At 45.6% G+C, this 12,725-nt stretch carries 12 protein-coding genes and 1 tRNA gene; 2 read left to right on the top strand and 11 right to left on the bottom strand.

Annotation, left to right across the window (positions count from 1 at the left end; genetic code table 11):
* Positions 1-22 precede the first annotated feature (22 nt).
* The 3 genes from KSP24_RS18525 to KSP24_RS18515 form a co-directional block, all read right to left on the bottom strand.
* Positions 23-1,204: a phosphoglycerate kinase gene (locus KSP24_RS18525; protein ID WP_044786793.1), complete on the bottom strand. Its 1,182-nt coding sequence runs from the start codon at positions 1,202-1,204 to the stop codon at positions 23-25.
* Positions 1,205-1,327: 123 nt separating this feature from the next.
* On the bottom strand, positions 1,328-2,338 hold the full coding sequence (gap, locus tag KSP24_RS18520; protein ID WP_013368817.1) for a type I glyceraldehyde-3-phosphate dehydrogenase: 1,011 nt from the start codon (positions 2,336-2,338) through the stop codon (positions 1,328-1,330).
* A gap of 92 nt (positions 2,339-2,430) precedes the next feature.
* Positions 2,431-3,468, bottom strand: a complete 1,038-nt coding sequence (locus KSP24_RS18515; RefSeq protein WP_013368816.1) for a sugar-binding transcriptional regulator — start codon at positions 3,466-3,468, stop codon at positions 2,431-2,433.
* A 259-nt stretch (positions 3,469-3,727) separates the two neighbouring features.
* On the opposite strand from KSP24_RS18515, the gene KSP24_RS18510 reads away from it, so the two are divergent.
* Both KSP24_RS18510 and clpP read left to right on the top strand, forming a co-directional pair.
* Positions 3,728-3,799: transfer RNA gene (locus KSP24_RS18510), tRNA-Arg, on the top strand.
* A 211-nt stretch (positions 3,800-4,010) separates the two neighbouring features.
* Entirely contained in the window at positions 4,011-4,607 is a 597-nt protein-coding gene (clpP, locus tag KSP24_RS18505) for an ATP-dependent Clp endopeptidase proteolytic subunit ClpP (RefSeq protein ID WP_013368815.1), read from the top strand.
* A gap of 112 nt (positions 4,608-4,719) precedes the next feature.
* Here the strand turns inward: clpP and KSP24_RS18500 are convergent, their stop codons facing one another.
* The 8 genes from KSP24_RS18500 to trxB form a co-directional block, all read right to left on the bottom strand.
* Positions 4,720-5,829 (bottom strand): PdaC/SigV domain-containing protein, encoded by a 1,110-nt coding sequence (locus tag KSP24_RS18500; RefSeq protein ID WP_216976177.1) that lies wholly within the window; start codon positions 5,827-5,829, stop codon positions 4,720-4,722.
* A 237-nt stretch (positions 5,830-6,066) separates the two neighbouring features.
* A complete protein-coding gene (locus KSP24_RS18495) occupies positions 6,067-6,822 on the bottom strand; it encodes an SIMPL domain-containing protein (RefSeq protein ID WP_040102396.1) in 756 nt (251 codons plus the stop codon).
* Positions 6,823-7,094: 272 nt separating this feature from the next.
* Positions 7,095-7,364, bottom strand: coding sequence for an HPr family phosphocarrier protein (locus KSP24_RS18490; protein WP_013368811.1), 270 nt, complete (start codon positions 7,362-7,364; stop codon positions 7,095-7,097).
* Positions 7,365-7,499: 135 nt separating this feature from the next.
* The gene (gene whiA, locus KSP24_RS18485) at positions 7,500-8,444 is read right to left on the bottom strand and encodes a DNA-binding protein WhiA (RefSeq protein ID WP_013368810.1); all 945 of its coding nucleotides are present in this window, start codon (positions 8,442-8,444) and stop codon (positions 7,500-7,502) included.
* 5 nt (positions 8,445-8,449) lie between these two features.
* Entirely contained in the window at positions 8,450-9,436 is a 987-nt protein-coding gene (locus KSP24_RS18480; protein WP_013368809.1) for a gluconeogenesis factor YvcK family protein, read from the bottom strand.
* 12 nt (positions 9,437-9,448) lie between these two features.
* Positions 9,449-10,348, bottom strand: coding sequence for an RNase adapter RapZ (rapZ, locus tag KSP24_RS18475; RefSeq protein WP_013368808.1), 900 nt, complete (start codon positions 10,346-10,348; stop codon positions 9,449-9,451).
* Between the two features lie 63 nt (positions 10,349-10,411).
* A complete protein-coding gene (locus KSP24_RS18470) occupies positions 10,412-11,362 on the bottom strand; it encodes an ROK family glucokinase (protein ID WP_013368807.1) in 951 nt (316 codons plus the stop codon).
* A gap of 406 nt (positions 11,363-11,768) precedes the next feature.
* Entirely contained in the window at positions 11,769-12,722 is a 954-nt protein-coding gene (gene trxB, locus KSP24_RS18465) for a thioredoxin-disulfide reductase (RefSeq protein WP_013368806.1), read from the bottom strand.
* Positions 12,723-12,725: the final 3 nt, after the last annotated feature.

The following is a 12,725-nucleotide window of genomic DNA, read 5'->3' as shown; positions in this document are numbered from 1 at the left end:
TTATTACGCGTAATGCGTTTGATTATTTATCGTTAAGTGCAACGACACCCGGAAGTGCTTTGCCTTCCATGAATTCCAGGGATGCGCCGCCGCCAGTGGAGATGTGATCCATTTTGTCAGCCAAGTGGAATTTTTCAGCCGCAGCCGCAGAATCACCGCCACCAATGATGGTGTATGCTTCTGTTGTAGCACAAGCTTCCGCTACTTCACGAGTACCGCCAGCGAAAGGCTCGATTTCAAATACACCCATTGGTCCATTCCAAACAACCAATTTGGAGTTTTTGATAACATCTGCATAGATTTTACGAGTTTTCGGTCCGATATCCACGCCTTCCCAATCTGCAGGAATGCCGTCGATGTCCACAATGTTCGTGTTCGCTGTAGCGCTGAAATCGTCAGAAATAACGATATCCACAGGAAGGTAGAAGTTTTTGCCAAGCTTCTTCGCTTTTTCAATAAATCCAAGAGCTACGTCCAGTTTGGATTCATCCAGCAAAGATTGACCCACTTCATGACCTTGAGCTTTGAAGAATGTATAAGTCAAACCGCCGCCAATAATTACGTTATCTGCAATGTTCAGCAGGTTGTCGATTACGTCGATTTTGTCTTTTACTTTGGAACCGCCAATAATGGCTGTAAAAGGACGATCTGGATTCGACAAGGCTTTACCAATAACAGACAACTCTTTTTCCATCAGCAAGCCGGAAACAGCCGGAAGGAAATGCGCGATACCTTCTGTAGAAGCATGAGCACGGTGTGCTGCACCAAAAGCATCATTCACGAAAATGTCAGCCAGTTCAGCAAATTGCTTAGCCAGTTCAGGATCATTTTTCTCTTCTCCTGGGTAGAAGCGTACATTTTCAAGCAATAGCACATCGCCGTTTTGCAGTTCAGCCACTTTCGCTTTAACAGCTTCACCAACTGCTTCGTCCACTTTAACAACTGGCTTTTTCAGCAGTTCGGACAAACGTACACCAGCAGCAGTCAGACGCATGGATTCAACGACTTGACCCTTTGGACGTCCAAAGTGACTCGCCAAAATAACTTTTGCACCTTTTTCAATCAGGTAGTTAATGGTTGGCAAGGTTTCGCGAATACGCTTGTCATCTGTAATTTTACCATCCTCAACCGGAACGTTAAAATCTACACGAACAAACACCCGTTTTCCATTCAGTTCTATATCACGTACGCTCTTTTTGTTCATCTCCATATTCCTCCGCACCCTTATAATTTTACGAAACAGGAATTTAAGGCACATTTTGATATATAAAGAGCGGAAACAATAACACCTGTTTCCGCTCTATGATGTTGCTCGATAAGGAAATTCTTATTTAGCCAATTTAGCGAAGTATTCCAACGTACGGATCAATTGTGCAGTGTAGGACATTTCGTTGTCGTACCAAGCTACAGTTTTAACCAGTTGTTTGTCGCCAACAGTCAGAACTTTAGTTTGAGTAGCGTCAAACAGGGATCCGAAAGTCAGACCTTTGATGTCAGAAGAAACGATTTGATCTTCAGTGTATCCGTAAGTTTCAGGATCGGAAGCTTCTTTCATCGCTGCGTTGATTTCTTCAGCAGTTACGTTTTTCTCCAGAACTGTTACCAGCTCAGTCAGGGAACCTGTTGGTACTGGAACACGTTGAGCTGCGCCATCCAATTTACCTTTCAGCTCAGGGATAACCAGACCGATTGCTTTAGCAGCACCAGTAGTGTTAGGGATGATGTTTTCAGCTGCTGCGCGAGCACGACGGAAGTCACCTTTAGCATGTGGAGCATCCAAAGTGTTTTGGTCGCCAGTGTAAGCGTGAATTGTAGTCATCAAGCCTTCAACGATACCAAATTTGTCTTGCAATGTTTTAGCCATAGGAGCCAGGCAGTTAGTTGTGCAAGAAGCACCGGAAATTACAGTTTCAGATCCGTCCAGAATTTCATGGTTTACGTTGTAAACGACAGTTTTCATGTCGCCAGTAGCTGGAGCGGAGATAACAACCTTTTTAGCGCCGCCTTTCAAATGTTTCTCAGCAGCTTCTTTAGTTGTGAAGAAACCTGTGCATTCCAGAACGATGTCTACACCCAGGTCTCCCCAAGGCAATTCTTCAGGGTTACGGTTAGCCAAAACTTTAACTTCTTTACCGTTTACTTTGAAGAAACCGTCATGTACTTCTACTTCCCCTTGGAAAGTACCTTGTGTTGTATCATATTTCAACAGATGTGCCAGCATTTTGGAATCTGTCAAGTCGTTAATTGCTACTACTTCAATACCTTCTACGTCTTGAATACGGCGGAAAGCAAGGCGTCCAATACGTCCGAAACCGTTAATACCAACTTTAACTGTCATGAGTGAGTTCCTCCCAAAGTTCGTTTAGTTTAGTTTTATATATTCAAGACAGACCCGAAAGCCCGTCAAGACAACACAATTAAAAAACCTTATCAATCTCTTAAATAACGGCTTACAATCTCGGCAGCAGCGCCTTCGTCGGTGACAAGAATGTCTTCCTGTCCGAAACGCAATACCGCATGAATAGCAGCCGCCTTGCTCTTGCCTCCAGCCACACCTAACACCGTCTCCGTACGCCTGATGTCCTCCAAACGGAGTCCAAGCGTCAGCATTCTGTGAACAACGACGCCGTCTTCGTTAAAATAATAGCCAAACGATTCGGCAACCGCGCCCTCATTGCTGATCTGGGCAAAGGTTTCAGGGTCAAGCTTGCGTCTGTGGGCCATTGCTATGGCGTTGCCTATTCCGTGAATGATAATACGACTTTCTCGAATCAGGCTCAATATATCCTGAATATTCGTATCCTCAAGCAAGGAGTTGTAAGCATGATTGCTGAGCAAATCCGGTACATGGAGCAGACGGTATTGAGCGCCGACCTTGCGAGCCATCGTGGAGGCAATTGTATTTGCCTGCATTTCCATGCTCTCTCCCAAACCCCCGCGTGCCGGTACAAACCATCCGCCTTTAAGCGGGCCGTTAGCAGGTAATGTCAGTTGTTCCGCCACATCTGCAATCGTCGTGCCACCTGTTACAGCGACCACGTCCTCGTCATCCATAACACTCAGCAGCGCCTTTGCGCCAGCACGGCCCAGTTCCTGCTTCGCTAACGGTGAAGCATCCGAATCCCCTGGAACGACAACCACCTTCCTCAAACCGTAGGCTTGACGAATCTGATCCTCCAATTGGGACAGGCCGAACAAGTTGTTCGCAATCGGCTCCAGCTGTTCCAGCAGATCCAGTCCTGCTTTGCTCACCTTCATGCCCACACTCTCAATCTCAATTAGCCCTTGCGCTTTAAGGAGATCAGTCTCAGCGCGCAGTACGCGCTCGGTCATATCCAGTGAAGCTGCCAGTGTTCTGCGTCCAATAACTTCGGACAACATAATCTGATGCAGGATCGTGTACCTTTTTTTCAAAACATCCATGAGGTCGGGCAGAAGCTGCTTCTGTATTTCTAATATCTTTCGCATGCTTTCCACTCCCGCACACTTCTAAGTTCTGTCTCTATGCTATATCTCTAACTGGTCTTAAAATGTCCCGGGATAACTTTTTAAGTCCCACGTATATCTTACCCAATATTTGCTTCACATGCAAGTCTATCTGAACCTATATTTCTCAACTTTTTATGTGAATATGCGCACGTAATAAAAGCTTGCAATTCAATGCCGTATATCATATAATCATCTTTGTTTCCAATTAATTAGTTAGTTGCTTGTAATGTTCATCTGTGCGCCCGTGGTCCAACGGATATGACGTAGGCCTCCGGAGCCTGAGATCGAGGTTCGATTCCTCGCGGGCGCGTCGTTTTATATGATTGGCTAAATGTTCCATATAATGTTTTTAACCAAAAAGAGCGCTGAGCGCTCTTTTTTTAATTAATAGTTTGACTTTCTTTGACTTTTTGTTTGAAATTGTTTATCATGTGGTTAATACGGTAACAGTTTATAAATAGGGATGTGTAATCGGCATATCCACCAAATCCACTAACGATATTTAAGGGAGGTTTTTTGACGTGAGCTATGTTCCTATGGTAGTAGAACAAAGTAACCGCGGCGAACGCGCCTATGACATTTATTCCAGACTGTTGAAGGATCGCATTATTTTGTTGGGCTCGGACGTCAATGACGTTGTAGCCAACTCAATTATTGCACAAATGCTGTTTTTGGCTGCTGAAGATCCTGAAAAAGACATTCACTTGTATATTAACAGTCCTGGCGGTTCCATCACAGCTGGTATGGCCATTTTCGATACGATGCAATACATTAAACCTGACGTATCTACCATTTGTGTAGGTATGGCTGCTTCCATGGGTGCTTTCTTGCTGAATGCAGGTGCCAAAGGCAAACGTTTTGCCTTGCCAAACAGTGAAATTATGATTCACCAACCACTGGGCGGTGCACAAGGACAGGCAACGGATATCGAAATTCGCGCCCGTCGCATTCTGAAAATGCGTGACAAATTGAACCGCATTCTCGCAGATCGCACAGGTCAACCACTGGAACGCATCGAAAAAGACACAGACCGTGACTATTTCATGTCCGCTGATGATGCCAAAGAATACGGTATTATTGATAAAGTGTTAACTAGCTCCTCTCCAGAAGGTGTATAAGAAAAGTGGTTTACTTTTGAATAGCTGTTAAATAGAAAGGCTGCCTCGGATTTTTGTATCCAGTAGGCAGCCTTTTTATTTACTATAATTTTTTATATATAGCTAAACCAAATTATTGATTTTGTCCCGCAAAAGGCTTCCCGCCCTGAGGCAGCAGTTGAGCGAACGAGTAAGTAAACTCCGGAATTCCATACGCGTATGGAGCATAATCATACAAATCAAACACGATGGTTAGTCCACTATTGGTCACATAAAAATTCTGATCTGCGGCCAACTCTTTAAATTTTTCAAAACCTTCGCCAGCCTGGAGCGCATCAATTTTTTTCTTCAAATCAGCATTCAAAAACTTTTTATAGTTCGGATTTGCCTTCAATACGTCAGACAATTGCAGCAGCTTGCCATCAGCGAGCGAGAACGTGTATCCTTTACGCGCCGTCATACCATGTGCGCCACCTGTATACGAGTAGTCCTGCATAATCACACTTAGAATACCGTCCTTGTTATAGGCAATTGCAAAATCATTCTCGAAATCATACGGTCTTTCTGCTGTAACCTCTCCGTCTGCCACCATCTTTTTGCCTGCTGCCAATACTGTCTCTGCATGCTTTTTTAGCACATTATTAATGGCCTGTTGAGCCTCAGGATTCAGCTGGCTGCCGCTGATTTGTGGATACTTAATCTTATAAGACACCTTTGCATTACTCGAAGCTGGAAGCGTCTGAGACGCAATTGTGATTGGATTTAGCTGGCTTTTACTTAATGTTACGGTTTTCTGAACTGCATTCCACTGAGCATCGATACCCAGATAGTCTTTCAGCAGACTCATAGGAATGTACAGCTTCCCGGCGATCATTTTGGCATCCATGCTGCGCGTGTTGATTCCGTTCACATTGACATAGGCATCCGAGGAGGAGACCACGATATAGAGCTTGTTGTACCCACTCCCCACTGTATATGTCCCTTCTTTGGTGTCATAGCTCACCGGAATTTCCAAGCTGTCACGCAGTGCTGCCACTGGAATCATGGTGTTCCCGTTCACTTGAATACCTTTAGAGGCCAACGTTTTACCATTCCATTGGATGGCGATCCCTGGTTGCTGTGTTGTCGCTTGCTGCTGTTTGGTCGATGCTGCCCCAATATAGGAAACGGGAATAACCGCAACCCCTGCTAAAATTCCCGCTGCCAGCAATGCTGAGCCCCATTTTTTTGTATGTTTGTTCATCGTAAGTATTCCTCCTATTGCAAATCTGTATAATCTATGTGTTTTGATCACTTTTCTTATTATATCTATACCCTATTGTATGTAGTTTACAATCTGTACACTCCTTGATTTCAATCTGTACACCTAACAGCCATTAGCTATGACAGACTCATTACAAAACGGTTTCAATAGACAAAAGAAGCCAACAAGTCATCCTGCAATGTTGCAGGCGCTTGCGGCTCCGCTTAATGGTCTATACTAGTTCATCTCATATTGGGCAGACACTTGGACTTTCACCGTTACTTGACCCGACTGTATCTCTGTTCCGCCACTCATATCCATGAGCGCTTTGGACATGGCATTCTCACGTTGTGTGTAAACCTGAGCTTCCCCGCCATCTACTGTCACATTCACCAGAGCTCCTAAACCGCGTTTAGCTGATTTTGCTACGGCACTTGCTTTGGATTGAGCATTATCCAACGCCTTTGCAATTGCTGCTTCCTCATAAGCGGAAGGATTCTCTACGGAAAACTGTATATTATCTACGTTGTTTGCACCGGAATTTGTAGCCTCATCCAACAGTTGACCAATTTTATCCAAATTGCGATATTTCACTGAAAGTGTATGGTTGGCCATGTAGCCTTTGAGCTTCTGTCCTTCTTTCTCGTTATAGGTATAGTTAGGCTGTACAGAGAACTGGCTTGTCTGAATATCGTCTGCACTAATGCTCCATTTTTCTTTTAACAGCTGTGTAACCTTGTTTATTTTCGCAGCATTGGCTTTTTGAGCTGCAGCAGCGGTGTTTCCTTCCGATTGCACACCAATAGAGAGATAAGCGATATCTGGCTTAGCCATTATTTCACCACTTCCACTCACGTTAATTACACCATTCGCCGTCGTCGCCGTTGCTGCATAAGCGCGATCAGCTCCCGTCCACAGCCCTCCTGCTATTCCCCCAGCTAATAATGCTCCTGCAAGAATTGCTGTGCTTACTGTTTTTGTCCAAACTCTCATTGTAGTCAGCCTCTTTCTTGAAAATGTTTGTACCTTCCAGACGGAAAAAACGGGAAAAGGTTGCAGTCAAGCGGTATAAATTTCCGAAACAGAGCATTACCTAGGGGTTTCAACTATTTGTAGCTTGGACTTAACGCGGTCGCTATATTCAAATAAATATACATAAATAGCTTAATGGCGGGGCTGGTTGAATGCTTTTTTCTGGATACAAAAAAAGCCCCCGAGGGGGCTTTCACTAAGAGCATACATCATATCACAAAGCAAATGCTCGTTTATTGATTTTCCAGCTCTACCTTACTAACCAGACTTACTAAAGCGTTTACAGCCTGTTCGGCGTCCGCACCTTCAGCACTAATATTGATTTCAGTACCTGTACTGATGGCGAGGCTCATAATACCCATGATGCTCTTGGCATTAACCTTTTTGTCTTCTTTTTCCACAAAAATTTCAGATGAATATTTATTCGCTTCCTGTACGAACAACGCAGCAGGTCTGGCGTGCAGTCCTGTTTTCAAGCGTACGACTACTGGATGTTTTGACATGTCAGCTTACCCCCTCATCAAATAAATCTGGACGCTATTTACTCCATTTTATTTATCACATTATAACATTAACCCGGGACAGACACTAGAAAAAAAACTAAAAAAACCGGTTCTAAAAGCCCCTCAGACCCTCTTTTACGGAATTAGGCCGTTTTCCCCCCTGATTTTGTCAGCCATCTCATCAATTTTGCGAAGTCGATGATTTACACCCGATTTACTCACGACCCCTTTGAGCATTTCCCCGACTTCTTTTAAATTCAAATCGGGATGAGCGAGCCGAATTTCTGCCACTTCACGCAGTTTATCTGGCAAGGTCTCCAAACCAACTTCCCTCTCCAGCAACTTAATATTCTCAATTTGCCGGACAGCAGCTCCGATCGTCTTGTTCAAATTAGCTGTTTCGCAATTAACAATACGGTTTACGGAATTGCGCATATCGCGCATGATACGTACATCTTCAAATTTGAACAAGGCTTGGTGCGCCCCAATGATACTGAGCAGCTCAATGATCTTCTCGCCTTCCTTGATGTAAAGGATAAAGCCTTTTTTTCGCTCAATACAGCGGGCATTGAGATGAAACTCATTAGCGAGATCAACTAGCGCCTGACAATGCTCCTCATACATCGAAGAAATTTCAAGGTGGTAAGACGATCCCTCTGGATTATTCACAGAGCCACCTGCCATAAAGGCACCCCGCAGATAAGCCCGCTTACAACAGTTTTTCCGAATGATATCCCGATTAATCCCGTCAGTGAACAAGAAACCTTCTGAGACAATATAAAGCTCCTTTAGCAGCTCTTGTACACCATTAGGAATGCGGACAATATACACATTATTTTTTTTCAAGCGCATTTTTTTCCGTACAAGCAGTTCGATGTGAAGTTGAAAATGCTTTTTGATCAAGGAGTAAATCCGCCTTGCAATCGCGGCATTTTCTGTGGACACGTCCAATATCACCCTTTTATTCGACAGTTGTACGGATCCGAGCATACGTATGAGCGCAGACAGTTCCGCTTTTTCACAGCAGGGCTGGCTTTCAATCATCGTAAGCTCTTTTTTCGTTTGTGCCGCAAAGGACAAGGGACTCACCTCCTTCTTAACATCCAGTTTTGTACCAATTGGTAGATATGCTGGCTCAGTTTGTCGGCGTCATGCCGTAAATACGTGCGGAACAGAACTAACGTATCTGCCACTACTTTATATCCTCGATCAGCCAGCTCGCCCATGTCTACTTGAACAGGCTTAGCTCCCTGCTCGGCATACATCTCCTGTACTTGAGGTGGAATTTCTCCGTTATTTACAATGACATAGTCGAACAGATGATGCCCTACATGCTCATAGATCGCTTGCAGGTGATCTCCCACTGTATAGCCATCGGTTTCCCCCGGCTGGGTCATCACGTTGCAGACAAATATTTTGATAGCATCTGATTTCACCACAGCCTCAGCAAGTTTCGGTACAAGCAAATTCGGTAAAATGCTGGTATATAGACTGCCGGGACCAATTAGAATCGCATCGGCTTCATTAATGGCTTCCACAGCCTCAGGCAACGGCTCCACGTGAGTCGGTTCAAGAAAAACACGTTTGATTCGTCCGCCCGCTTCTGGGATTTTGGACTCCCCGGTGATCACCGTGCCATCCTCCATCTCGGCGCTGAGCACAACGCCTTCCTCAGCCGCCGGTAGTACACGCCCTCGGACAGCAAATACACGGCTAAGCTCACGCACCGCCGTTACAAAATCCCCCGATATATCAGTCATCGCTGCTAAGATCAAATTCCCCAAGCTATGGCCTGACAACCCTGATCCAGCACCAAAACGGTATTTTAGCATATCTGACATTACTGGTTCCACGTCAGCCAAGGCAGTCAGCACATTGCGGATATCCCCTGGAGGGGGCATCTGCAGCTCACTGCGCAATATCCCGGAGCTTCCGCCATCGTCAGCGACTGTAACAATAGCCGTAATATCCAGCGGCTTTTGCTTCAAGCCCCGCAGCATGACGGACAAGCCGGTTCCGCCGCCCATAACAACAATACGTGGGCGCTCCCGTTGTGATCCGGTCTCTTTCATGATTTCACCTCATTAATGCCGGTCCCGATCAGCATCCCGATGCGAAACAGAAACGGATTCTGTCTCGCTGGCACCCAGCATTTTTCCTAAATACTCCGATATTGCAACTGAACGATGCTTACCTCCAGTACAGCCAATACCGATAATGACCTGGCTTTTACCTTCTTTGCGATACTGCGGAATCAAAAAGTGCAACATATCCAGCAACTTGGTCAGGAACGCCTGAGTCTCCGGCCACTTCATGACATAATCATATACATCGCTATCCTGTCCCGTGTGTGGACGTAGCTGGTCCACATAGTGGGGATTAGGCAGGAAGCGCACATCGAATACAAGATCGGCATCAATGGGAATACCATATTTGAAGCCAAAAGAAGTAATATTCACGGACAGCATACTGCTCTCCAGATGAGAAAATCTCGAAATAATCCTCGCCTTTAAGGTTGCGGGCTTCATCGTACTTGTATCAATAACCTGTGTAGCGGAGCTTTTGAGTTCCTCCAACATCTTACGCTCCAAACGAATCCCATCCAAAGGCATACCATCTGGAGCAAGCGGATGCCGTCGACGGCTTTCTTTGTACCGCTGTACGAGAACACCGTCATTCGCATTCAAGAATAAAATTTCACAATGAATCGTAAAATGATCTTTAATATAATTAAGCGATTCCGACAAGGCGGTGAAAAATTCTCGTCCGCGTAAATCAATGACAAGAGCCACTTTGCCTATTTTACCGTTAGACTGCTCAATCAACTCGGCAAATTTGGGAATCAGCACAGGGGGTAAATTATCAACGCAGAAGAAGCCCAAGTCTTCAAGGCTCTGCACCGCAATGGTCTTCCCTGCGCCTGACATCCCCGTAATAATAATGAGCGTTGCCCACGGCGCAGCATTTTTTAGATTGTCTGTCATATGGACTTCCCTCTCCTTTTGCTTCTTCGCTCTATGCCAGTACCCCTATCATCAACCTGTGGATTAGGAGCGTAGCAGCAACCCTGCAGCCCCTACGATACCCGCGTCATTGCCTAACACCGCTGGTACGATATATACACCTTTTTGAAGCGGTTCAGGAGCCAGCTTGGCGTATACGCGACGCATCTCTTCAAACAAAAAGTCGCCTGCTTTAGAAACACCGCCGCCTATAATAAACAATTCTGGATTGAGCACAGCGGCAACAGCTGCCATCGATTTCCCCAAATAAAAGGCAGCCCGGTTCACGATACGCAGTGCGACTTCATCCCCGGCTTTAGCAGCATCGAATACTTCCTTAGCAGCAATGTGATCTTCCAGCGCCAGAGAGGTCCGGTCGCCACGTTCCACAGCATCCTTGGCCATACGAATGATGCCTGTTGCGGAAGATACAGTTTCCAAGCAACCCATTTTGCCGCATCCACACTGAATAGCCTCCAGATCAGGCACGACGCTGATATGGCCAATTTCCCCAGCCATGCCCGAAGAACCTTGATATATTTTACCGTTTATAATAATACCGCCACCTACGCCTGTTCCCAGGGTATAGCATACGCAGTTTTCAATGCCTTTGCCTGCACCAGCCCAAGCCTCACCCAGCGCAGCAACATTCGCATCATTGTCTATTTTCACAGGCTTGCCAATCCGGTTCTCTAGGAGCGCACGGATCGGTACGTCACGAAAGCCAATATTAGGAGCGAGGACAATAATACCATCACGAACATTCGTAAAACCTGCAACGCCTGCACCGACACCCTTTAGTTGATCCCACTCATAAGGAGATTCCTCAACAATGTGCCGCACATATTTTTCAATATTACCAATGACAACGTCTACACCTTTATCGGTTTCGGTTGGTCCCTCATATGTGTGCAAAAGCTGTCCGTTTTCATTACAAATGCCGACTTTAATCGCGGTACCGCCCAAATCGACACCTACATAGATACTTTCAGACATGTTCCAAGCCACCTTTTATGTTTACTTAAAAATCTGGTATGAAATATAGCTTAAAATTCCTGCCTCATAATAGTAATCCTACGTTCCAACTATAATTGAAGCCCCCGTTACGGTCAAGGACACTTGCCTGTTGAAAAATGTACGATTAGCTGAACTTTTAACCTCATGCCTCCATAAGAAAAACGTCTAATGACGTACTTTCAAGGAAGCCAGACCACGCTTAACGGAAATTTTCCTTGCGATTAAAGAATTGTTCAGCTCCGCTGAACATTTATAAATACTATAATCATAAAAAGGAGAAAGCCTGTGCAAACGCACCAGGCTTTCTCTTCCTGAACAAACAACGGAGCTTAACAGAGGGCCATTAGCCCCTCACATTAGCCACTTTGTGTATTATAGACACCCTTTATTGATCCAGTGTTTCGCTCCAGTCGTGGACAGCGCTGCCTTCAAGATACTTCTCGCAATCCATAGCCGCCATACAGCCCGTTCCCGCAGCCGTAATGGCTTGTCGATAACGGTTATCCTGCACGTCCCCACAGGCAAAAACACCCGGGATATTCGTTTCCGTCGTGCCTGGCTTCACTTCAATATAGCCGTGTTCATCGGTATGGATCTGTCCGTTCAGGAAGCCTGTATTCGGTGTATGCCCAATCGCCACGAACACGCCATCTGCCTCTATTAGCTCATCCTGGTTGGTCTCATTATTGTGTACTTTCAGGCCCTTTAAGCCAGTTTCTCCCGTCACAACTTCCAGAGGAGTCCGGTTTAATGCCCAATGTACTTTTTCATTTTCGCGTGCGCGGTCTTGCATAATTTTAGATGCCCGCAATTCGTCACGACGATGGACCAAGGTTACACTGGAAGCAAAACGGGTCAAGAAGCTCGCTTCCTCCATGGCTGAATCGCCACCGCCGACCACGATAATCTTTTTCCCACGGAAAAAGAAGCCGTCGCAAGTTGCGCATGTGCTAACTCCGCGACCTACATTGTCCTGCTCACCTGGAATGCCGAGGTATTTGGCGGACGCACCTGTAGCAATAATAACCGACTCCGCCTCAATGATGCCTTTACCCTCTACCTTCACTTTAAAAGGGCGCTTGCTGAAATCGACTTCCTCTACCCAACCGGAAGTAAACTCAGCGCCAAAACGTTCGGCCTGCTTGCGCATGTTATCCATCAGCTCAGGTCCGAGGATACCTTGCTCAAAACCCGGGAAATTTTCAATTTCAGTCGTTGTGGTAAGCTGCCCACCGGGCTGCATTCCTTCAATGATCAGCGGATTCATGTTGGCGCGTGCCAAATAAATAGCGGCTGTGTAGCCTGCAGGACCTGTACCAATAATTATGGATTTATACATACG

The organism is Paenibacillus sp. AK121, from assembly GCF_019042715.1.
Taxonomy (GTDB): domain Bacteria; phylum Bacillota; class Bacilli; order Paenibacillales; family Paenibacillaceae; genus Paenibacillus; species Paenibacillus polymyxa_C.
This window is presented reverse-complemented; position numbering and strand designations above follow the sequence as displayed.

Excerpts from the sequence above, each read along its gene's own strand:
- KSP24_RS18495 (WP_040102396.1), bottom strand. The coding sequence starts at position 6,822 with ATGAGAGTTTGGACAAAAACAGTAAGCACAGCAATTCTTGCAGGAGCA.
- rapZ (WP_013368808.1), bottom strand. The coding sequence starts at position 10,348 with ATGACAGACAATCTAAAAAATGCTGCGCCGTGGGCAACGCTCATTATT.
- KSP24_RS18470 (WP_013368807.1), bottom strand. The coding sequence starts at position 11,362 with ATGTCTGAAAGTATCTATGTAGGTGTCGATTTGGGCGGTACCGCGATT.
- KSP24_RS18490 (WP_013368811.1), bottom strand. The coding sequence starts at position 7,364 with ATGTCAAAACATCCAGTAGTCGTACGCTTGAAAACAGGACTGCACGCC.
- KSP24_RS18525 (WP_044786793.1), bottom strand. The coding sequence starts at position 1,204 with ATGAACAAAAAGAGCGTACGTGATATAGAACTGAATGGAAAACGGGTG.
- gap (WP_013368817.1), bottom strand. The coding sequence starts at position 2,338 with ATGACAGTTAAAGTTGGTATTAACGGTTTCGGACGTATTGGACGCCTT.
- KSP24_RS18480 (WP_013368809.1), bottom strand. The coding sequence starts at position 9,436 with ATGAAAGAGACCGGATCACAACGGGAGCGCCCACGTATTGTTGTTATG.
- trxB (WP_013368806.1), bottom strand. The coding sequence starts at position 12,722 with ATGTATAAATCCATAATTATTGGTACAGGTCCTGCAGGCTACACAGCC.
- KSP24_RS18500 (WP_216976177.1), bottom strand. The coding sequence starts at position 5,829 with ATGAACAAACATACAAAAAAATGGGGCTCAGCATTGCTGGCAGCGGGA.
- KSP24_RS18515 (WP_013368816.1), bottom strand. The coding sequence starts at position 3,468 with ATGCGAAAGATATTAGAAATACAGAAGCAGCTTCTGCCCGACCTCATG.